Here is a 19,721-nt window from a genome sequence, read left to right as displayed (position 1 = left end):
GGTTCAGGCGCTGAGTTTGCGCAACGCCTGGAGGAACGTCTCCCGCTCCGCCGGGGTCAGCCGCCCCAGCAGCTCCCCTTCGGCCGCCTGAATGGCGGCCTGCGCAGCGTCGCGCAGCCGGCGGCCCTCGTCGGTGATCGCCAGCAGGCGGACCCGGCGGTCGGCCGGGTCCGGCCAGCGCCGGATCAGACCACGCGCCGTGAGGTCGTCGAGGATCTTGATGATCCGGGTCCTGTCGGCGCCGATCCCGTCGGCCAGGGCGTTCTGGGTGCGCACCGGCTGCTCGCCGAGATGCAGGAGCACCGCGTACGCCCACATGGCCAGCCCATGGGCCTGCAGGATCGGCGCCTCGAGGGCGAGAAGCGTGCGCCCGAGCGGACCGATCATCGCCGCGAGGTCGGGGCGGGCGCTGGTCACGCGCTGACGATACCCGCTTGCGTAAACAATAAGCGCGTGTAGATGATGTGCACATGCCTATCGAATTCACGGACCTTCTCGCCCTCGACCGCACCGCCGTCGAGCACAGCATCACCCTGATCGATCCGATCACCACGGCCGACCTGTCCCGGCCCACTCCGTGCACCGGCTGGGACCTGGCCCACCTGATCGCCCACATGACCGCCCAGCACCGGGGATTCGCCGCGGCCGCCGCCGGGCGCGGCGCCGACCCCGAGCCGTGGAAGGAACTGCCCGCCACCGACCCGGTCGAGGAGTACCGGCAGGCCGCACGGGACGCGCTGACCGCGTTCACGGGCGCGGCCGACGCCGCGTTCACCATGCCGGAGATCGCACCGCGAACGATCCCCGCCCCGATGGGGGTCGGCTTCCACCTGGTCGACTACGTGGTCCACTCGTGGGATGTCGCCATCGCCCGCGGCGTGCCCTTCACCCCCGAGCCGGACCTCGTCGCGGCGGCGCTGCCGATCGCCCTGGCGGTCCCCGACGACGAGCAGCGCCTCTCCCCCACTTTCCCGTTCCGGCCCGCCGTCCCCGTTCCCGGCGACGCACCCCCGTTCGACCGCCTGCTCGCCGCCCTCGGCCGCCGCCCTATGCCCTGACTCACAGGGTTGTTTCCAAAGGTCAGGGCGGTACAGGCCGACCGTCTCGTCATGGGAACCCGCAACATCTGGGTGTTTCTCGGCGGCGCGGCGTCCGCGGTCACCGGACTGGTGATCACGTACGGCACGGACGCGGGCAACATCTTCTACCTCGCCACCTACCTGACGCTGTGCACCGCGGCGTGGCTGGCGGTCGCCCGCACCCCCGAGCCCGATCGCCGGCCGTGGGTGCTGGCCGCGGTCTCCCAGACACTGTGGCTGACCGGCGACATCATCGAGCTCGTCTACTACTACCTGTCGCGGGTGCCACCGGTCGGCCTCGCCGACGCCTTCTGGTTGACCGGCTACCCGATCCTGGCGGTGGCCCTCGTCATGATGGCCCGCCGCCGCGCCCCCGGCCAGCTGCGTGGCGCCGTCCTCGACGGCCTCACCCTGACGGTGGCCGCCGCGCTCGCCGCCTGGCAGTTCCTGATCATGCCGAGCCTGAACAGCGGGTACGGGATGGCCGAGACGATCGTGCCGGCGCTCTACCCGGTCGCCGACGTGGCGCTGCTGGCGGCCGTGCTGTTCATCGCGCTGTCCCCCGGCGAGCGGGGCATGCCGATCCGGCTGATGATCGGCGCGGTGACGCTGTACCTGGCCGTCGACATCGGCTACAACGTGCTGCCGTACTTCTTCGACTACAACAGCGTGGTCGCCCGCATCGGCCCGCTGATCATGCTGGGCAACGCGATGATCATCGCGGCCTGCATGCACGCCGACCGTACTCAGCTCACCAGCGCGGGGCAGCGGGTCAACGTGCTGCACCCGTCGCGGGTGCTGTTCCTGGGCCTGGCGTTCCTGACCGCGCCGACGCTGAGCCTGGTCAAGACCGGTCTCGAGGTCAACGCGGTCGCCGTACTGATCGCCACCGCGCTGAGCACCGCGTTCGTGCTCACCCGGTTCACCATCGCGGTCCGTGAGCAGGAGAGGGCCCAGGCGCAGCTCGCCTACCAGGCCCGGCACGACCCGCTCACCGGCCTGGCCAACCGGGCCGTGCTCACCGACGAGCTGGAGCGGGTCCTGCCGCAGCGGTCCGGGCCGGTCGCGGTCCTCTACGTCGACCTCGACGGCTTCAAGGAGGTCAACGACACCCACGGCCACCATGCCGGCGACCTGGTCCTGTCCACCGTGGCGCAGCGGCTGTCCGGCGCGGTCCGCGCCACCGACCTGGTCGTCCGGCTCGGCGGCGACGAGTTCGTGATGCTCTGCCCCGACCTGCCGGAGGCCGGCGCGATCAAACTCGCCGAACGTGTGCTCGGCGACGTGGCCCAGCCGATCCGGTACGCCGGGCAGGCGCTCGACATCGGCGCCAGCGTCGGCATCGCGGCGTACGGCTCGGACACCCCCACCCATGACAGCGACGTCCTGCGCACCGCCGACATGGCGATGTACGAGGCCAAGAAGCAGGGCCGCGGCCGCTGGGTGATGGCCGGGACCAGCTCCTGATAGCGTGCGGCGTGGTCAGTCTGGTCCTTCACGAGGTGGATCTCGGCATCACCCCGGCCGCCCGGACAGTGCCGTGGTTCACCGGGAAGGCCGAGGACTTCGACGCCGGCAGCCTGCACTACTCGCTGTTCCCGGCCCGCGTGACCCTCAGCGTCGGCGACCTGACGATCATGGGGCCACGCACCATGGTCCCCCTCTTCGACTTCCTCGCCGTCTTGGCCTTCATCCTGCCGAACGTCAGGGACGGCAAGCCCGCCTCGATCGGGTTCACCGAGTCGGCCGACCGGATCCGCCTGCGCCCGGTCGGCGCCGACGACATCGACGTCACCTATCTCGAGGCGCGCTCCCACACGGGCCGTCGACATCGGCGGGAGAGGGTCTCGGCGCGGGCCGATCGCGGCGACCTGACGAGAAGCTTCACCACGTTCCTCGAGACCGGCCGGGCCTTGCTGATCGACGCCTACCCGGACCTCGTACGGAATCCGCTCTTCGGCAAGCTGACGACCTGACGTTGAAACGGATGGCCTATCCGCTAAGCTCGAACACGGCAAGCGGATAGGTCATCCGTTTCAGCCTGGGAGAGAACATGCGAATCCTCGTCACCGGCGGCACCGGCTACCTCGGCTCGGTACTCGTCGAACACCTCCTCGCGGCGGACCACGACGTGGTGGCGCTGACCCGGTCACCGGAATCCGCGGCCAAGGCGACGCGGGCCGGCGCGCGTCCTCTGCTCGGCGGCCTGACCGACACCACGCTCCTCGAGGAGACCGCGGCGCAAGCCGATGCCGTGGTACACACCGCGGTCGACTACTTCGGTGGCGAGGAGGCGATCGCGGCGGAAGCCGCCGCGATGGAGGCGCTGACCCGTGGAGCGGGAAAGGCGGGCACCGGCAAGCCGTTCCTCTACACCAGCACCAACCTCGTCTACGGGCTCGACCCCGCCCACTCCCGCGACGAGGAGGCGGAATTGCCGGAGCCCGGCCTGCAGCCGTTCAAGCTCGTGGGCGAGCGGCTGGCGCGCGAGGCGGCGGGCCTGAACAGCGTCATCATCCGCGCGGGTCTGGTCTACGGCCGGGGCGGTTCCCTGCTGCTGACCAGCCTCATCGACGCCGCGACCGGCTCGGGCGCCGCCACCTACATCGACGCCGGCGACAACTCGTGGACCCCGGTACACGTGGACGATCTCGCCCGCCTGTATCTGGCCGCGCTGGAGCGTCCGGTGGCGGGCACCTACAACGCGGCCGGGCCGCACGAGTTCACCTTCCGCGAACTCGCCGAGGCGATCGCGGAACTGACCGGAACCACCGCGACCTCGATCACCGCCGAGCAGGCCGAGATCGCCATGGGGCCGATGGCCGCGCTGCTCCGGTCCTCGGCACGCATCAACTCCCACAAGGCGCGCGACACGTTCGGTTGGAGTACCAGCGGTCCCGCTCTGCCGGACGACGTGCGCTCCGGCTCCTACCGGGTCGTGAGCCCCTGAGGTGTGCGGGAGCCGCCCGACGAGGCGACCAGCGCGTCCGCGACCAGGGCGGCATCGGCGTCGGCCGGACCGGCGGGGTATTCCGGGAGCAGGTCGTCCCAGACCGGCAGCCACGATCCCCACAGCTGGGCCTGGCCCTCCGGACGGCCGAAAAACCACAGGTGCAGGTGGGCGGCCCCGTCGCCGAACCGGTACAGGTGGGCCCGCGCGATGTGCGGCACCGCCTGCATGTGACGGACGATCCGGGTGCTGAGCAGGCCCATCTCGGCGGCCATCTCATCGGGGAGTTCGGCCAGGTCGTAGTGGTCGCGCGGGTAGAGCATCAGCACCAGCGGAACCCCGACACCGGAGACCCGGGCCAGCCGCCAGCGCTCGTTGAACCAGACACCCTCATCCCGCTTGCCGCAGATGCCGCACGTCGCCGGGTCCTCGCCGTGTCGCGGGGGCTCGGGCGTCACCGGCGGGCGCAGCGGGGTGACCCGCAACCCGTCCTGCTCGAACGGGCTGATCTCCCACATCGTCATGCGAGACAGCGGAAGGCGGCGCTCGGCGTCGGTGGCCGCGAGCGCGTGCTGGTGGAACTCGTCGGGAGTCAAAGCCATGATCGCAGACTATCCAGACCGGACACCGGCTCAGACGGCCGAACCCGGCGATCTCCGGACTGGGTACGCCCCCGCCTGCCCGGTCCGCCGGTACCGGTGGATGCCCTGGACCAGCGCTGACTTGTCGTTGCCGACCCCGACGACAGCGACGCGCACCTTTTCGATCACCGCGTGACGCTATCGTGTGATCCCGTGGGCAACGTGACGGTGGTGGGCGCCGGGGTGATCGGGCTGAGCATCGCCCATGAGCTGGCGACGGCCGGGCACACGGTCCGCGTCGTCGCGGACCGGGAGGCCGCGGCCAGCGTCTCCGGCGTGGCCGCGGCGATCTGGTTCCCGCACGACGTCGACCACTCGGACCGGGTGCTGGATTCGGCGGCGGTCACCTACCGGCGGCTGGAGGAACTGGCTGAGGACCCGCGCACCGGTGTGCACATGCGCCCGGGCACGGTGCTGTCCCGGCGGCCGGACCCGGACACGTCGTGGACGCGGGCCGTTCCGCGGACCGGCCCGGCCGATCCCGCCGCACTGCCGGCCGGGTCGACGGGTGTGCGCTGCACGGTTCCGCTGGTGGAGACCGGCGCCTATCTGGCCTGGCTGCGCGAGACCGTGACGGCGCTCGGTGTGCGTTTCCGGACGGCCGAGGTCGGTTCGGTCGACGAGGTGCTGCGAGCCGACGAGCCGGACGCGCTGGTGGTGGCGGCCGGGCTGCGGTCGGCGGCGCTGCTCGGCGACGACGACGAGGTCTTCCCGATCCGCGGCCAGGTGGTGCGGCTGGCCAACCCCGGTCTCACCGAGTGGCTCACCGACGACGACCACCCGGAGGGGCTGACCTATGTGGTGCCCCGCCGCGACGACGTGGTGTGCGGAGGCACCGGCGACACCGGCTCGTGGGACGAGCAGGTCTCGCCGGAGACGGAGGCCGCGATCCTCCGCCGGGTGATCGCCATGGTGCCGGAACTGGCCGGTCAGCCGGTGCTGTCCCGCGCGGTCGGCCTCCGTCCGGGCCGCCCCACCATCCGCCTGGAGGCGGTGCCCGGCCACGACCGCCCGGTGTTCGCCTGTTACGGCCACGGCGGCGCCGGTTTCACCCTGTCCTGGGGAGACGCCGCCCGCACTGCCGCTCTGCTGGCCTGAAATCCCGGCCGGGTTTCAGCCGGCCAGCATCGGGAGCAGGTAGTTGCGGGCGATGGCGCGCAACTGCTCGGCGTCGTCGAGGTCGACGACGCGACTGGGGATGGCCAGGAACGAGGCGGACAGCCGCACCCACACCTCGGCGACCAGGTCGACGTCGACGGTCAGCGGGATGGTGCCGGCGTCCTGCTCGCGGCGCAGCTGGCCGGCCAGGAACCGCTGCACGGTGGCGAGGGTCTGACCGCCGTCGGCGATCATCGACGGGATGAGCAGGTCGGGTTCGACGTCCATCAGGCCGCCGATGAGCGGGTTGCCCCGGATGGCCTGCAGGGAGCTGACGAAACCGAGGACCACGCGATCGGCGGCGGTGCCGGCCTGCCGTATCTCGACGCGGAACCGGTCGAAGTAACGCCGGAACTCGCGGCGGACGACGTGCTCGACCAGGGCGTCCTTGGTGGCGAAGCGGCGGTAGGCGGTGATCCGGGAGACGCCGGCGCGGCGGGCCACGTCCTCCATGGTGGAGCGCCGGATGCCCATGCGGCAGAACTGGTCGTGGGCGGCGTCGAGCAGGCGGACGGCGACCTCGTCGTTGTCACTGCCGGGGTCGGGGGTGGTCAGCGCGTCGGCGAGCGCTCGGCCCAGCAGCGAGTCCTGGGTCATGTGCACCCTCCCCGGTATTTGTTTACACCATCTGTATCAGAGTACCAACGAGCACCTCGTCATCGACAAAATCTGATTTCCGGCTTGTGAACGATGATTAACTTATGCTTCCATGCTGGTACATCGAAGCAGTTGGCGTTTCACCGTACCAATCCCGTCGGGGGCAGACCGAGCAGGAGCGAACGTGGAACCTCTGAGCAGGCGAAACATGTTGAAGGCAGGCGGCGCGCTCGGCGCGATCGGGGCCCTGAGCGCGGCGGCACCCGCGCGGGCGTGGACCTGGTCGCCGCAGGGCTCGGTCGCCGGACAGGGCCTGGGCGTCGACCCGCGCTGGGTGTGGGACCCGGAGGCCGACCAGCTGGTCGCCTCCCTCATCGACCGCGGCGAGGTCCCCGCGGTCAACGCGCTGCTGCGGACGTGGAAGAAGAACGGCCAGGCACTGCCGGCCGGGCTTCCCGCCGATCTGCGCGACTTCATGGAGTACGCCCGGCAGCTACCGTCCTGGGCCGACCCGCAGAAACTCGCCACGGCGGTCAAGTTCAACGAGAAGCGCGGCCTCTATCTGGGCGTCCTCTACGGACTCGCGAGCGGCATGATGAGCACGGTCATCCCCAAGGAAGCACTGGCCGTCTACTACTCGCAGGGCGGCGCGGACATGAAGGACCGCATCTCCAAGACCGCCAAGCTGGGGTACGACATCGGCTCCGTCAACGCCTATCTCCCCGAGGGCGAGATGATCGTGACGGCGGTGAAGACCCGCCTCGTGCACGCGGCCGTCCGGCACCTGCTCCCGCAGTCGCCCTACTGGACCAAGGTCGCCGACGAGGACATCCCGATCAGCCAGGCCGACATCATGGTCACCTGGCACAGCCTGCCCACCACGGTCATGCGCAAGCTGAACGACTGGAAGGTGCCGATCCCGGAGAACGAGTCGAGCGCGTTCCTGCACTCGTGGCAGGTCGGGGCGCACATGCTCGGCGTCAAGGACGAGTACATCCCGAACTCGTGGGCGCAGGCGAACTCGCAGGCCGACCAGGTCCTCGACCCGATCCTCAGGGCCACGCCGGAGGGCGTCAAGCTGGCCGACATCCTGCTCAACCTCGGTTCCTCGGTGGACGCCGGCATCCTGAGCAAGCCGATCCTCGGGGCGTTCACCCGGTTCATGCTCGGCGACGAGATCGCCGGCTGGCTCAAGATCGCGCGCGAACCGGTGTGGGACAACCTGCTCAAGGTCGCCTGGGGGCCCTTCGTGGCCGTACGCGAAGGATTGTTGCCCTTCCCGTTGGCGCCGAAGGCGTATTGGCTCTTCGACGAGTTCCTCCGCAAGGCGGCGCTGCTGTTCCTCAGCGAGGCCAAGCCGATCAGCATCGAGATCCCGGTCACCAACCGCCCGTCCTAGAAAGGAGATCGGCCATGGCTGAACTCAGCCGACGCAAGATGCTCCTGACCGGCGGGGCGATCGGTGCCGCGACCGCGATCGGGATCAGTGCCGCGGCCCGCGCGCAGGCGGCGAAGCCGTGGAGCAGCCAGTGGGACCCCGAGGCCGACCCGGTCTCCGCCCGGCTGCTCGACGAGGGTGTGGTGCCCCAGGTCAACAAGCTGCTGTGGAACTGGGAGCGCAACGACCAGCCGCTGCCCGCCGGGCTTCCGGACTACCTCGTCGACTTCATCGAGCGGGCGCGGCAGCTGCCGGAGTGGGCCGACCGCACCAAGCTGGAGAGGGCCGCCCAGTTCAACAAGTCGCGCGGCCTCTACCTGAACCTGCTCAACGGGGTCGGCGGCGGCATGCTCAGCACCGCCATCCCGAAGGAGGCGTGGTCGGTCTACTACTCCAAGGGCGGCGCCGACATGGAGGACCGGGTCGCCAAGACCAGCCTCCTCGGGTTCTCGGTCGGGTCGCTCAACGCGTACCGGCCGGACGGCGACTGCATCGTGCAGGCCGTGAAGACGCGACTGGTCCACGCAGCGGTGCGGCACCTGCTGCAGCAGTCGCCGCACTGGAAGTGGGGCATCCCGATCAGCCAGGAGGACATCCTCGTCACCTGGCACACGCTGCCCACGTACGCCATGCGTAAGCTCCGCGACTGGCAGGTGCCGATCACCGCCGCCGACTCGCAGGCCTACCTGCACGTGTGGCAGGTGACAGCGCACATGCTCGGCGTCCGCGACGAGTACATCCCCCAGTCGTGGGCCGCCGCGAACGCCCAGTCCGACGAGGTGCTGCCGCCCAACATGGGCCCGACCCGCGAGGGTGTCGAGCTCACCGACATCCTGCTGGGTCAGCTCGCCGAGCAGACCAGCCCGCTGAGCGTGAGCCGCCCGCTGGTCAACGCCCTGGCCCGTTACCTGGTCGGCAACCAGATCGCCGACTGGGACGGCATCAAGCGTGAGCCGTTCTGGGAGCCGCTGATCGCCACGGCGTGGCCGGCGCTGGTGAAGTTCCGGGAGAAGCTGATCCCGCTGCCGCTGGTGCCCGAGGTCGCGTGGGTGCTGGACGAGGCCGTCCGGCAGTACATCCTGCTGTTCCTCACCAAGGCCCAGGAAACCAAGATCGAGATCCCGACCATCAACCGGCCCGAGTGATGACGGCATCCCGCCGGCGTTTCCTGGGCTATGTGCTCGCGGCCCCGGTGCTGGTGGCCGCCGCCGATCTCGTGTCGGGCGAGTCGGCGGCGGCCGCCGATCTCACCGAACTGCTCGATCTCAACGACATCATGACCGCGGCCGCGCTGCCGACGTCCGGGTTGATCTCGATCGAGGTCAACCCGGACGGCACGGTGTCGTTCGCGCTGCCGCGGGCCGAGGTCGGGCAGGGCATCACCACCTCGACCGCGATGCTGATCGCCGAGGAGCTGGGCGTGCCCGTGCGGCGGGTGCGGGTCACGCTCGCCGACGCCCGGCCCGAGCTGCTGTTCAACCAGCTCACCGGCGCGTCGAACACCACCATCTCCACGTTCACGCCGATCCGGGTGGCCGCCGCGGTCGCCCGGCGGCGGCTCCTGGACGCCGCGGCGACGGAGTTCCGGGCGCCGGTCGGCAAGCTACGGATCTCCGACGGCGTGGTCCTCGGTCCGGCCGGCCAGACCCTGGACATCGGCAAGCTGGCCGAGGCGGCGGCCAGCCCGCGGACCCTGTCGGTGCCGGTGGAGCTCGCCGCGAGGGAGAACTTCACCGTCATCGGCAAGCCGCAGAATCGCATCGACGCGCTCGACGCGGTCACCGGCCGCAAGAAGTTCGCCATGGACCTGGCCGTGCCGGACGCGAAACCCACCATGCTGTGCCGGCCGCCGACCATCAACGGCAAGGTCGGCCTGGTCGACAACCTCGCCGACGTGCTGGCGATGCCGGGCGTCACCGACGTGGTCGCGATCTCCACCGGCGTGGCCGTGCGGGCCGGCACGTTCGGCCAGTGCATCGACGCGATCCGCGCGCTGCGGGTGACCTGGCGGGCCGGGACCGTCGAGGGGAAGTCCGACGCGACGGTGCTCAAGGAGCTGGCCGCGGCCGAGATCCCGCTCGGCCCGCGCCCGCTCACCCCGGTCGTGGAGGGGAAATTCACCTTCCACTTCCGCAGCAACAGCGCGGTCGAGACCAACTGCGCCATAGCGGATGTACGGCCCGGACGCGCCGAGATCTGGTCGGCGCTCAAGTCACCGATCGTCGCCAAGCAGACCATCGCCGCGAAACTCGGGCTCCCGGTGAGCGCCGTGACGGTGCACGTCACCGAGGGCGGTGGCTCGTTCGGCCGCAAACTGTTCTTCGACGCCGCGCTGGAGGCGGCCGAGGTGTCGCAGCGGATCGGCAAGCCCGTCAAACTCATGTGGCACCGCGCCGACGACTCCCGGCAGGGCCGCACCCATCCGATGGCCACGTCCCGGGTGCGGATCGCCTACGCCGGCAACACGGTCCTCGGGTTCGAACAGCGGCACACCAGCATCACCACCGACCTGGGACACGGCCTGGGCGAGCTGTTCACGGCGATGGCGGCGAAACTGCCGATCGGCGACGCCGCGTTCGCGCAGACGTTCTTCCAGTTCAGCCACACGTCGCCGTACCGGTTCGGGGTGCACACCCGGCTGCTCGCCGAGACCGGCAAGGGCTTCAACACCGGCAGTATGCGCAACGTCTACTCTCCCGACACGACCTGCGCCCGGGAGCTGATCGTCGACCAGGTCGCGGCCAGAATGGGTAAGGACCCGTACCGGTTCCGCCGGGACTTCCTGCGCGACGAACGGGCCCGCGCCGTGCTGGACCGGGTCGCCCAGGAGGGCGGCTGGGGCCGGACGCTGCCGTCCGGGGTCGCGCAGGGCATCACGTTCCACTCCGAGTACAAGGCGGTCAGCGCCTGCCTCGTGGAGATCGACTGCCGGCCCGCGACGGTGAACCGGCCGATCCGCGACGGCGTCGGAGGCCCACGCGTCACCAGGGTGGTCTTCGGCGTGGACGTCGGCCTGGCCGTCAACCCGCGCGGCCTGGAGGCCCAGATGATGGGCTGCGTCATGGACGGCATCGCGCTGGCCCTGACCTCCAGCCTGCACCTGCGCGACGGCCACTTCCTGGAGGCGAGCTGGGACAACTACTTCTACACCCGGCAGTGGAACGTACCCACCGACCTGCGGATCATCGTGATGCCCAGCGACTCCGACCAGCCCGGCGGGGCCGGGGAACTCGGTGTCGCCGCGTCGATGGCGGCGGTCGCCTGCGCGTACGGGCGGGCCACCGGCGCGATGCCGACCAGCTTCCCGATCAACCACGGGACACTGTCGTTCACCCCGAAACCGACGGTCCCGCCGATCCCCGCCTCGCCGACCGACGGAGGAACCGTTGCCTGAGCACACCTTTCGCGTCAACGGGCAGCGGGTGACCGTGGACGTCGCCGACGACGTACGCCTGCTGTGGGTGCTGCGCGACATCCTCGGCATCACCGGACCGAAGTACGGCTGCGGCATCAGCGTGTGCCGGGCCTGCACCAGCCACCTCAACGGGCGGGAGATCACCCCGTGCGCGGTGCCGGTCGGCACGCTCGGCCCGGACGACGAGGTCGTCACCATCGAAGGCCTGCCCGGCACGGTCGGTCAGGAGCTGCATCCGATGCAGCAGGCGTGGCTCGACCACGACGTGGTGCAGTGCGGCTACTGCCAGCCGGGGCAGATCATGGCGGCGGTCGCGCTGGTCGAACGGGTGGCGGCGGAGGGCCGCGAGATCACCGACGCGGATCTCGACGGCCTCCGCAACATCTGCCGGTGCGGGACCTACGCCCGGATCCGGGAGGCGATCAGGGCAGCGTCCGGTCGTTGACGAACCGGCCGGCACGTGAGCACACCGTGGGCGGGCATCGCCGTCAGGCGCGTTCCGTAGCCACGACCGGCTGACCCGGAGCGGTTCCCCGGCCGGGAACACGTAGCGGTGTCCGGTCGTACCCCATCACATTGTTGTCGCTCTGGATCAAGACCGGCCGGAGGCCGGGTCTTACGGTGTGGGCATGGACTTCTCACCCTCCGGGCGGGCCGCCGAACTCACCGAGGCGGTGCGGGCCTTCATCGCCGACGAGATCGCGCCGGTGGAACGCAACCTCGAGGAACGCGCCGCCCACGCCCGGCGGACCGGCGCGTCGCCCGGGTGGCAGGTGCCCGACGTGGTTCGCGAGCTGCGCGAACGGGCCCGCGCGCAGGGTCTGTGGAACCTGTTCCTGCCGGCCGGGCACGAGGGGCCGTACGCCGAGAGGTACGGCACACGCGGCGGCGCGGGTCTGAGCAACGTCGACTACGCGCCGATCGCGGAGGCCACCGGCTGGTCGTTCCTGGCGCCATACGTGTTCAACTGCAACGCGCCCGACACCGGGAACATGGAGGTGCTGCTGCGGTACGGCTCGGCCGAACAGCGCGAGCGCTGGCTCGACCCGCTGCTGGACGGCTCGATCCGCAGCGGCTTCGCCATGACCGAACCCGGTGTCGCCTCCTCGGACGCGACGAACATGCAGCTCACCGCGGTGCTGGACGGCGACGAGGTGGTACTCGACGGCCGTAAGTGGTGGACCACCGGCGTCGGCCATCCGGACTGCCGGGTGCTGATCGTGATGGGCCTGACCGACCCCGGGGCGCATCGGCACGCCCGGCATTCGATGGTTCTCGTCCCGATCGGCACGCCCGGGGTGAAGGTCGAGCGGATGCTGGACACGATGGGATTCCTGGACGAGCCGTTCGGGCACGGCGAGGTGTCGTTCACCGGCGTGCGCGTGCCGGCCGCGAACGTCGTCGCCGGGCCCGGTCGCGCCTTCGAGATCGCGCAGGGCCGCCTCGGACCGGGACGTGTGCACCACGCCATGCGCATGATCGGGCTGGCCGAGCGCGCGTTGCATCTGGCCTGCGAGCGTGGCCTGTCGCGGACCGCCTTCGGCAAACCGATCATGAACCTGGGCGGGAACCGGGAGCGGGTGGCCGACGCCCGGATCGCGATCAACTCGGCCCGGCTGCTGATCCTGCACGCGGCCTGGAAGCTCGACACCGGCGGTCCGATGGCGGCGCTGTCCGAGGTGAGCCAGATCAAGATCCTCGCGCCGAACGTGGCACAGCAGGTGATCGACTTCGCCATGCAGATCCACGGCGGCGCGGGCCTGTCCAGCGACTTCCCCCTGGCCGGGGCGTGGACGGCGGCCCGGGCCGTGCGGATCGCCGACGGCCCGGACGAGGTACACCGCGGGCTGGTGGCCCGACTCGAACTAGCGGCACATGGAGCCACTCGATGAAACGTGTTCTGATCACCGGCGGCGCGTCCGGTCTCGGTGCGGCCCTCGCCGCCCGGTTCGCCGAGCGCGGCGACCGGGTGCTCGTCACCGATGTGGCCGCGGGAGCGCCGCACCGGCTCGACATCACCTCGGAGTCCGACTGGGCGACCGCCCTGGAACGGGTCCGTGACGAGTTCGGCGGGCTGGACGTGCTGGTCAACAACGCGGGCATCGCCGCGGGTGGGCGCATCGACCGGCTCAGCGCCGAGCACTGGCAGCGGGTGCTGTCGGTCAACGTGCTGGGCGCGGTCAACGGCTGCCGCACCTTCACGCCGCTGTTCAAGGAGCAGGGCGCCGGCCACATCGTGAACGTGGCGTCAGCGGCGGGGCTGATGCATCCGCCGTCGATGAGCAGCTACAACGCTAGCAAGGCCGCCGTGGTGGCGCTGTCGGAGTCACTGCGCTACGAGCTCGGGCCGTGGGGCGTGAGCGTGTCGGTGGTGTGCCCGTCGTTCTTCCGTACCAATCTGGCGCAGTCGTTGTCCGGTGACGACCCGCAGATGGAGGCCGGGGCGGTACGCCTGATCAACGAGGCCCGGCGCGGCGCCGACGAGATCGCGGTCCGGGTGATCCGCGAGGTCGACGCTCGCAAGTTCCTCATCATTCCGGATTCCGACGGTCGTACGGCGTACCGCGCGAAGCGTTTCACCCGGTTCCTCTACGACCGGAAGATGTTCGCCCTCGGTGCCAAGCTACGCCGCGACGAGAAGACGGAGGCGGCTCGTGAGTAAGGGAGTCGTGCTGATCACCGGTGCCAGCGCCGGCCTCGGGAGTGAGATGGCCCGGCAGTTCGCGGCCCTCGGCTACGACCTGGCCCTCTGCGCCCGCCGCGTCGACCGGCTCGAGGCGCTGCGCGACGAACTGCCCACCAAGGTGGCGGTGAAGGCGCTGGACGTGACCGACGACGAGGCGGTGTTCACCGTGTTCCGGGAGTTCGCCGCCGAGTTCGGCCGCGTCGACCGCGTCATCGTCAACGCCGGGCTCGGCAAGGGTGCGCCGCTGGGCACGGGCCGCCCGGACGCCAACCGGGCCACCGCGAAGGTCAACTTCCTCGGCGCGCTGGCGCAGTCCGAGGCGGCGCTGGAGATCTTCCGCGCGCAGAAGCGCGGCCACCTGGTGATCATCTCGTCGATGTCGGCGCTGCGGGGCATGCGCAAGTCGATGACGACCTACGCCGCAACCAAGGCGGGGGTCGCCGCGCTGGCCGAGGGCCTGCGCTCGGAGCGCATCCCCGGCGTCGACGTGTCGGTCATCTATCCGGGCTACATCCGGTCGGAGATGAACGAGCACGTCAAGCAGAAGACGCCGTTCATGGTGGACACCACGACCGGCGTCCGCGCGATGGTCGCGGCGATCGAGAAACGCAAGACGAAGGCGTACGTCCCGGCGTGGCCGTGGGTTCCGGTGGGCGCGGCCATGCGGCTGCTTCCCCTCTCTGTCGTACGGAAGATGGCGTGACCACCCCGGTACGGGCCGAGGACGCGTTCGACGTCGCAGCGGTGGCGGCGTGGCTCGGCTCGGATCAGACGCCTGAGGTGCGGCAGTTCCGCGGCGGCGCCTCCAACCTCACCTACCTGCTGAAATACCCGGACCGTGAACTGATCCTGCGGCGACCGCCGGCCGGTCGTAAGGCAGCGACCGCGCACGACATGGCACGCGAGTACCGCATCCAGTCCGCGCTGGCGCCGGTCTTCCCGTACGTGCCGAAGATGATCGCGCTCTGCGAGGACGAGTCGGTGATCGGCTCGACGTTCTACGTGATGGAACGCGTCGAGGGCCGGATCCCGCGCAAGGAGCTCGGCGTCCACCTGCCGCCCGACCAGGTACGGCAGCTGTGCACGCGGGTGATCGACCTGCTCATAGACCTGCACGGCATCGATCCGGCAGCGGCCGGGCTCGACGGGCTCGGCCGGGGTGACGGCTACGTGGCCCGGCAGGTGGCCGGCTGGTCCGAGCGTTACCGCCGTGCCCGTACCCGCAATGTCGGCTCGTTCGAGAAGGTGATCCGCTGGCTGGACGCCAACCAGCCGCCCGACCGGGGCAGCTGCCTGATCCACAACGACTTCCGGTTCGACAACGTGGTCTTCGCGCCGGACGACCCGGCCCGGCCGATCGCGCTGCTCGACTGGGAGATGGCCACCATCGGCGACCCGCTGATGGATCTCGGCAGCTCACTCGCCTACTGGGTGCAGGCCGACGACGGATTGCTGTTCCGCGCCTTCCGGCGTCAGCCCACCCACACCCCCGGCATGCTCACCCGCCGCGAGGTCAAAGATCACTACCTGGCGCGTACGGGACTCGAGCTCACCCCGTTCCACCAGGTCTTCGGCCTGTTCCGCCTGGCCGGCATCGTCCAGCAGATCTACTACCGCTACCACCACCGCCAGACCCGCAACCCGGCGTTCCGTCATTTCTGGGTAGCGAGCCTGATGCTGGAGCGCCGCTGCCTGCGCATCATCCGCTCGGCCTGAGCCGGCGGGTGCCGGGACGTCCGGCCAGCATGCAGAGCACCGCGATCACCACCCAGGAACACGACGCGACGATGATCCACTCGCTCCGGGCGTCGGTCAGTTCCTCGGGCAGACGCGGGTCGACCAAGCCTTCGGGATCCCGTACGACGGTGACCCGCTCCCCGACCATGCCCACCGGATCGTCCAGCGCGTCGAACTCGCTCCCCGGCCGCCGTTTCAGCTCCCCCGGGATACGCCGCCCGTCCGGGCCGTCGAGGGTGGAGTAGCGATGCTGATCCTTCCCGGTGCCGTCACGCAGTGACACGACGGTGGCCGCCACCTGCTCGCCGCGCTGGGTGAGCACCGTCGCCCACAGTCCCGCGGTCGCCGCGGCCATGAGCACGGCGCTGAGCACACAGGCGGCGAGGAGCCAGCCCAGTCGAGGCGGCGGGTAGGCCACCAGCACGCCCGCCATCAGGCCACCCGCCGACAGCAGCATGACAGTGAGGACCACCATGTCGGACCGGATCCAGGTCGTCCCGCACACGGCGCCGACGACCCCCACGGCGGTGAATACCGCCAGGTAGCTCGCGCCCAGCGGGTTCACCCATCGAAAACCGCCGCGAGGCCGCATGAGGCGCAGCGTAGGCGTGGCGAACAAGCGAGACCGGACCGGCTCGCATCCGCTTCCGTTAATTGGGATGACATCCACCGCGCCGGATCGGAGACTTTTCGGGTGATCCTGAGCGCCGTCCTCCGCCGAGCACGTCCCCCGTCACGACTGGCCGGACGGTTGTCGCTGCAGTCGCTGCTCTTCGCGCTCGGCGAGGGCACGTTCATGACCGGGTCGGCGGTGTTCTTCACCCAGATCGTCGGGTTGTCGGCGGCGCAGGTCGGCCTCGGCCTGACCATCGCCGGGATCGCCTCGTTCCTGGCGGCGCTGCCGATGGGCAAGCTGGTCGACCGGTTCGGGCCGAAGCGGATGTGGGCGGTCAGCGCGATCGGCCAGGCCGCGATGTTCTCGGTGTGGCCCTTCATCACCGACTTCCGCGGGTACGTCCTGATGGCCGTCGGCATGGAGGTCATCGGCGCCCTCGGCCAGGCCGCGCACGGCGCGTACACCATCGACGCGCTCCCGCCCGAGGAACGGGTGACGTCGCGTGCCTACATGTATTCGGCGCTCAACGTCGGTTTCACCCTCGGGTCCCTGCTCGGCGGCATCGCGCTGGCGTTCCGCTCCAACGACGTGCTGCACGCGCTGCCCTGGTTCACCGCGGCGGTGTTCCTGGTCAACGCCGCCGCCGTCACCCGGCTGCCACGGGCCGCGCACGACAACCGTACGCCGATGGAACGTAAGGTGAAGATCCCCGGGCCGGGACCGCTGCGCAACGTCGGCTGGCTGCTCACGACGTTCTTCACCGGGGTTTTCTGGACCAATCAGGTGCTGCTCAACGTCGTGATCCCGCTGTGGCTGGTGGAGCAGACCGACGCGCCCCGGGTCCTGCTGGCTCTGCTGTTCGCCACCAACACGGTGATGTGCATCTTCCTGCCGATGGCGGCGGCCCGCGGCGTCACCGGAGTGTCGACCGCGCTGCGGGCGATCCGGTTGTCGTCGGCGTTCTTCGTGATCTCCTGCCTGATCACGCTGGCGACCCACGACACCGTCGGCTGGGTCACGATCGCGCTGGTCTGGCTGGGGCACGTGACCGTGACCGGGGCCGAGCTCTACCTCTCCGCGGCCACCTGGACGTTCGAGGCCGAACTGATGGATCCCCGCCAGCGGGGTGCCTACCAGGGCGTGGCCGAGATGAGTGGCACCCTCGGGAAGGTCTGGGCGCCGGCCGTGTTCACCTTCCTCGCGATGAACTGGGGTACCGCCGGCTGGCTGGTGATCGCCGGTGTCATCGTGGTGGCCACTGTCGGCATCCACCCGTCGACCCGGCTGGCGAGACGGTTCCTGGAGAGGCACGTACCGGCCGAGGATCTGGCCGACGCCCGCGTCTCCACCGGGACGTCGGCCGACTGACCCCGGTCACGGTCAGCCCGGCCTCGTGAGGAGTGGAGGACCACCATGACGTGCGGCGATCTCCACGAAACGGGAGTCCATCCGTTGGAAACAGTCCGCGATTAACCTGCGGACCAGCGCAGCACCATCGGACTATGTGCGCCCTCCGGGAGGGCGTTCGGGCACCTCAGGGTGCCGTGGAAGGGTGTCATGAATCTTCTCCTGCTGACTGACGGTCATCTCGATGTGTTGCCTGCACTGGATCTGCTGCCGCACGCCGTCCAGATCGCCTCCCGCGACGCGTGGGCCGAGGCGGCCAAGGGCCCGCACGTGGCCGCGGTCCTGGTCGACGCCAGCGAACAGTTGAACCACGCCCGCGCGACCTGCCGGCTGATCCGCACGAACGTACCCGATGCGCCGTTGATCGCACTGGTTCGCGAGGCCGGCCTGGTGTCCGTCGCCATCGACTGGTGCGTCGACGACTTCGTCCTGACGACCGCCGGGCCGACCGAGGTGGAGACCCGGCTGGGCATGGCGGTGAAGCGGCGCGGGGCGCAGACCAGGAACGGACCGGAACTGATCCACATCGGCGACCTGACCATCGACCCGCACAGCTACACGACCAGGCTGGGCGGCGAGTCGCTGGCACTGACCTACAAGGAGTTCGAGCTGCTCCGATTCCTGGCTCAGGAGCCCGGCCGGGTGTTCAGCCGCGACCAGTTGCTGCGTGAGGTCTGGGGTTACGACTACTTCGGCGGGTCCCGCACCGTCGACGTGCACGTCCGCCGCCTGCGGGCGAAGCTCGGACCGCGGTACGAGGCGATGATCGGCACCGTCCGTCAGGTGGGCTACAAGTTCGTCCTGCCCACGGCCGGAGGCTCCCAGCGAGCCGGCGACGCCCATGCCGACGCGCGGGCGGTCTACGACGACGGGATGCGGTCCCCGATGGACCGGACACCGATCACGTTCGGGAAGCCCCTGGTCAGGGCTACTTCGGAAAGACTTCGGTGATGAGGCCCTTGGTGCCGTCCAGCATGGCGTCCACCGCGTCGACGCTCTTGGGACTGACGCCTGAGGACTGCAGGATCGCGTCCTCGGCGATCTCCGGGTCGTTCGGGTCGTCGATCCATTTGCCGGTCATGCTGACCAGCCCGGACGCCTCGGAGACCACGGCGGCACCGCCGGCGATCGGCAGGGCCGGGACGAAACCGGCCATCGTGGCCGCGCCCGCACCCACCATGACCACGTTCGCGCCGAGCTGGACCCATTCGGCGACGTCGCCGACGGTACCGGCGGCGTCGCGGATCTGCCGCCAGGTGGACGGGTCCTGAGGGGCGCCGCCGCCGGCGGCCTCGCTGCTCTTGCGCTGGTCCCTGGCGTGGGCCTGCACCGTTGAGGCCGCCGACCGCATGGTCTCCCCGGCCGCGCGGAGGGCGGCCGAGTGCCGGCTCTGCCAGTCGTCGCGGAACATCCCGGCGTCACGGCCGGCCCACTGCACCGAGACCATCCGGCCACCGACCGTCCGGCCGATCGACTCGAGCGAGGCCGCGGCCGCCGTCAGGTCACGGGCCAGCGCCTCCAACCGCTCGACGTCGGCGCCCCACATCTCCATGTCCCTCCCCTGTGCCCGAGATCGATCAGCGGCTGGACGCCGACTCCTGCTCCTGCGCGTTGGTGGTGGCGACGCGGGAAGCGTCCTGCAGGGCCTGGGCGACGGTGGTGAGCTGCTTGACGTGGCCCTGCCAGTCGGACTCGAAGCGCTTCTTGTCCGGGCCCTCCCACGGGGTGTTGTGGACCTTGGCGGTGATCTGCTGACTCAGTCGCCGGATCTCGTCGGCGGCCCGGGTCATGTCGCCGGCCAGCTGCCGGACCTGGGCGATGTTCATTCCTGAGGTGATTCCGGCGGCCATCGGGCCCTCCCTGCGTCTCGGCTCACCGGCTCGGCCCCGGTGACTGGTGAAACCGTATGAGCGTGGCCGGATCCGCGGAATGGGGAGCACTCCCCATGGCCCTGCTCAGGACGGGCGAGCCGGCGTTCCCAAGGCGGGCGAGCCGGT

At 70.3% G+C, this 19,721-nt stretch carries 21 protein-coding genes; 15 read left to right on the top strand and 6 right to left on the bottom strand.

Going from position 1 to position 19,721, the window contains the following annotated elements; all coding sequences use genetic code 11:
- Positions 1 to 3 precede the first annotated feature (3 nt).
- On the bottom strand, positions 4 to 417 hold the full coding sequence (locus tag CLV67_RS37050) for a MarR family winged helix-turn-helix transcriptional regulator (RefSeq protein ID WP_239166675.1): 414 nt from the start codon (positions 415 to 417) through the stop codon (positions 4 to 6).
- Positions 418 to 470: 53 nt separating this feature from the next.
- Here CLV67_RS37050 and CLV67_RS37045 point away from each other — a divergent pair, with 53 nt between their 5' ends.
- The 4 genes from CLV67_RS37045 to CLV67_RS37030 all read left to right on the top strand — a co-directional run bounded on the left by CLV67_RS37045 (position 471) and on the right by CLV67_RS37030 (position 4,029).
- Positions 471 to 1,058 carry a TIGR03086 family metal-binding protein gene (locus CLV67_RS37045; protein WP_106327050.1) on the top strand — a complete coding sequence of 196 codons (588 nt, stop codon included), beginning with the start codon at positions 471 to 473 and terminating at the stop codon, positions 1,056 to 1,058.
- A gap of 51 nt (positions 1,059 to 1,109) precedes the next feature.
- Positions 1,110 to 2,546 carry a GGDEF domain-containing protein gene (locus CLV67_RS37040; protein WP_106327048.1) on the top strand — a complete coding sequence of 479 codons (1,437 nt, stop codon included), beginning with the start codon at positions 1,110 to 1,112 and terminating at the stop codon, positions 2,544 to 2,546.
- A gap of 11 nt (positions 2,547 to 2,557) precedes the next feature.
- Positions 2,558 to 3,055: a hypothetical protein gene (locus CLV67_RS37035; protein ID WP_106327046.1), complete on the top strand. Its 498-nt coding sequence runs from the start codon at positions 2,558 to 2,560 to the stop codon at positions 3,053 to 3,055.
- 77 nt (positions 3,056 to 3,132) lie between these two features.
- Positions 3,133 to 4,029 (top strand): NAD-dependent epimerase/dehydratase family protein, encoded by an 897-nt coding sequence (locus CLV67_RS37030; RefSeq protein ID WP_106327044.1) that lies wholly within the window; start codon positions 3,133 to 3,135, stop codon positions 4,027 to 4,029.
- Here CLV67_RS37030 and CLV67_RS37025 read toward each other — a convergent pair.
- The gene (locus CLV67_RS37025; RefSeq protein WP_106327043.1) at positions 4,008 to 4,631 is read right to left on the bottom strand and encodes an HIT family protein; all 624 of its coding nucleotides are present in this window, start codon (positions 4,629 to 4,631) and stop codon (positions 4,008 to 4,010) included. The genes CLV67_RS37030 and CLV67_RS37025 overlap by 22 nt on opposite strands.
- Positions 4,632 to 4,823: 192 nt before the next feature.
- Between CLV67_RS37025 and CLV67_RS37020 the strand changes: the two genes are divergently transcribed.
- On the top strand, positions 4,824 to 5,768 hold the full coding sequence (locus CLV67_RS37020) for an FAD-dependent oxidoreductase (RefSeq protein WP_106327041.1): 945 nt from the start codon (positions 4,824 to 4,826) through the stop codon (positions 5,766 to 5,768).
- Positions 5,769 to 5,783: 15 nt separating this feature from the next.
- On the opposite strand, the gene CLV67_RS37015 is transcribed toward CLV67_RS37020, so the two are convergent.
- The gene (locus tag CLV67_RS37015; RefSeq protein WP_106327039.1) at positions 5,784 to 6,425 is read right to left on the bottom strand and encodes a TetR/AcrR family transcriptional regulator; all 642 of its coding nucleotides are present in this window, start codon (positions 6,423 to 6,425) and stop codon (positions 5,784 to 5,786) included.
- 208 nt (positions 6,426 to 6,633) lie between these two features.
- Between CLV67_RS37015 and CLV67_RS37010 the strand changes: the two genes are divergently transcribed.
- From CLV67_RS37010 to CLV67_RS36975, 8 genes are all read left to right on the top strand, one after another.
- A complete protein-coding gene (locus CLV67_RS37010; RefSeq protein ID WP_239166674.1) occupies positions 6,634 to 7,824 on the top strand; it encodes an oxygenase MpaB family protein in 1,191 nt (396 codons plus the stop codon).
- 14 nt (positions 7,825 to 7,838) lie between these two features.
- Positions 7,839 to 9,008 carry an oxygenase MpaB family protein gene (locus CLV67_RS37005; protein WP_106327035.1) on the top strand — a complete coding sequence of 390 codons (1,170 nt, stop codon included), beginning with the start codon at positions 7,839 to 7,841 and terminating at the stop codon, positions 9,006 to 9,008.
- On the top strand, positions 9,008 to 11,257 hold the full coding sequence (locus CLV67_RS37000; RefSeq protein ID WP_106327033.1) for a molybdopterin cofactor-binding domain-containing protein: 2,250 nt from the start codon (positions 9,008 to 9,010) through the stop codon (positions 11,255 to 11,257). Before CLV67_RS37005 ends, CLV67_RS37000 begins: the two co-directional genes overlap by 1 nt.
- The gene (locus tag CLV67_RS36995; RefSeq protein ID WP_106327031.1) at positions 11,250 to 11,723 is read left to right on the top strand and encodes a (2Fe-2S)-binding protein; all 474 of its coding nucleotides are present in this window, start codon (positions 11,250 to 11,252) and stop codon (positions 11,721 to 11,723) included. The genes CLV67_RS37000 and CLV67_RS36995 overlap by 8 nt, the downstream gene beginning before the upstream one ends.
- Before the next feature lie 184 nt (positions 11,724 to 11,907).
- Positions 11,908 to 13,170 carry an acyl-CoA dehydrogenase family protein gene (locus CLV67_RS36990; protein ID WP_106327028.1) on the top strand — a complete coding sequence of 421 codons (1,263 nt, stop codon included), beginning with the start codon at positions 11,908 to 11,910 and terminating at the stop codon, positions 13,168 to 13,170.
- Complete coding sequence (locus CLV67_RS36985; protein WP_106327026.1) at positions 13,167 to 13,940, top strand: SDR family NAD(P)-dependent oxidoreductase; 774 nt, start codon at positions 13,167 to 13,169, stop codon at positions 13,938 to 13,940. Before CLV67_RS36990 ends, CLV67_RS36985 begins: the two co-directional genes overlap by 4 nt.
- Positions 13,933 to 14,667 carry an SDR family oxidoreductase gene (locus CLV67_RS36980; protein ID WP_106327024.1) on the top strand — a complete coding sequence of 245 codons (735 nt, stop codon included), beginning with the start codon at positions 13,933 to 13,935 and terminating at the stop codon, positions 14,665 to 14,667. Before CLV67_RS36985 ends, CLV67_RS36980 begins: the two co-directional genes overlap by 8 nt.
- Positions 14,664 to 15,680 (top strand): phosphotransferase family protein, encoded by a 1,017-nt coding sequence (locus tag CLV67_RS36975; RefSeq protein WP_106327022.1) that lies wholly within the window; start codon positions 14,664 to 14,666, stop codon positions 15,678 to 15,680. The genes CLV67_RS36980 and CLV67_RS36975 overlap by 4 nt, the downstream gene beginning before the upstream one ends.
- Here the strand turns inward: CLV67_RS36975 and CLV67_RS36970 are convergent.
- Positions 15,664 to 16,293: a hypothetical protein gene (locus CLV67_RS36970; protein WP_146169439.1), complete on the bottom strand. Its 630-nt coding sequence runs from the start codon at positions 16,291 to 16,293 to the stop codon at positions 15,664 to 15,666. The two genes, CLV67_RS36975 and CLV67_RS36970, sit on opposite strands and share 17 nt — an antisense overlap.
- A gap of 102 nt (positions 16,294 to 16,395) precedes the next feature.
- On the opposite strand from CLV67_RS36970, the gene CLV67_RS36965 reads away from it, so the two are divergent.
- Together CLV67_RS36965 and CLV67_RS36960 are read left to right on the top strand one after the other, a co-directional pair.
- Positions 16,396 to 17,685, top strand: a complete 1,290-nt coding sequence (locus CLV67_RS36965; protein ID WP_106327018.1) for an MFS transporter — start codon at positions 16,396 to 16,398, stop codon at positions 17,683 to 17,685.
- 189 nt (positions 17,686 to 17,874) lie between these two features.
- Entirely contained in the window at positions 17,875 to 18,675 is an 801-nt protein-coding gene (locus tag CLV67_RS36960) for a winged helix-turn-helix transcriptional regulator (protein ID WP_106327016.1), read from the top strand.
- On the opposite strand, the gene CLV67_RS36955 is transcribed toward CLV67_RS36960, so the two are convergent.
- Together CLV67_RS36955 and CLV67_RS36950 are read right to left on the bottom strand one after the other, a co-directional pair.
- Positions 18,653 to 19,276, bottom strand: coding sequence for a hypothetical protein (locus CLV67_RS36955; RefSeq protein WP_106327014.1), 624 nt, complete (start codon positions 19,274 to 19,276; stop codon positions 18,653 to 18,655). The two genes, CLV67_RS36960 and CLV67_RS36955, sit on opposite strands and share 23 nt — an antisense overlap.
- A gap of 25 nt (positions 19,277 to 19,301) precedes the next feature.
- Positions 19,302 to 19,574, bottom strand: a complete 273-nt coding sequence (locus tag CLV67_RS36950; protein WP_146169438.1) for a WXG100 family type VII secretion target — start codon at positions 19,572 to 19,574, stop codon at positions 19,302 to 19,304.
- Positions 19,575 to 19,721 lie beyond the last annotated feature (147 nt).

It is taken from the genome of Actinoplanes italicus, from assembly GCF_003001815.1.
Lineage (GTDB): Bacteria > Actinomycetota > Actinomycetes > Mycobacteriales > Micromonosporaceae > Actinoplanes > Actinoplanes italicus.
The sequence above is the reverse complement of the archived record's forward strand: the minus strand, read 5'-3'. Positions and strand labels throughout refer to the sequence as shown.

Excerpts from the sequence above, each read along its gene's own strand:
- CLV67_RS37015 (WP_106327039.1), bottom strand. The coding sequence starts at position 6,425 with ATGACCCAGGACTCGCTGCTGGGCCGAGCGCTCGCCGACGCGCTGACC.
- CLV67_RS37025 (WP_106327043.1), bottom strand. The coding sequence starts at position 4,631 with ATGGCTTTGACTCCCGACGAGTTCCACCAGCACGCGCTCGCGGCCACC.
- CLV67_RS37040 (WP_106327048.1), top strand. The coding sequence starts at position 1,110 with ATGGGAACCCGCAACATCTGGGTGTTTCTCGGCGGCGCGGCGTCCGCG.
- CLV67_RS36955 (WP_106327014.1), bottom strand. The coding sequence starts at position 19,276 with ATGGAGATGTGGGGCGCCGACGTCGAGCGGTTGGAGGCGCTGGCCCGT.
- CLV67_RS36970 (WP_146169439.1), bottom strand. The coding sequence starts at position 16,293 with ATGCGGCCTCGCGGCGGTTTTCGATGGGTGAACCCGCTGGGCGCGAGC.
- CLV67_RS37030 (WP_106327044.1), top strand. The coding sequence starts at position 3,133 with ATGCGAATCCTCGTCACCGGCGGCACCGGCTACCTCGGCTCGGTACTC.
- CLV67_RS37005 (WP_106327035.1), top strand. The coding sequence starts at position 7,839 with ATGGCTGAACTCAGCCGACGCAAGATGCTCCTGACCGGCGGGGCGATC.
- CLV67_RS36990 (WP_106327028.1), top strand. The coding sequence starts at position 11,908 with ATGGACTTCTCACCCTCCGGGCGGGCCGCCGAACTCACCGAGGCGGTG.
- CLV67_RS37010 (WP_239166674.1), top strand. The coding sequence starts at position 6,634 with ATGTTGAAGGCAGGCGGCGCGCTCGGCGCGATCGGGGCCCTGAGCGCG.
- CLV67_RS36985 (WP_106327026.1), top strand. The coding sequence starts at position 13,167 with ATGAAACGTGTTCTGATCACCGGCGGCGCGTCCGGTCTCGGTGCGGCC.
- CLV67_RS37000 (WP_106327033.1), top strand. The coding sequence starts at position 9,008 with ATGACGGCATCCCGCCGGCGTTTCCTGGGCTATGTGCTCGCGGCCCCG.
- CLV67_RS36960 (WP_106327016.1), top strand. The coding sequence starts at position 17,875 with ATGAATCTTCTCCTGCTGACTGACGGTCATCTCGATGTGTTGCCTGCA.
- CLV67_RS37045 (WP_106327050.1), top strand. The coding sequence starts at position 471 with ATGCCTATCGAATTCACGGACCTTCTCGCCCTCGACCGCACCGCCGTC.
- CLV67_RS36950 (WP_146169438.1), bottom strand. The coding sequence starts at position 19,574 with ATGGCCGCCGGAATCACCTCAGGAATGAACATCGCCCAGGTCCGGCAG.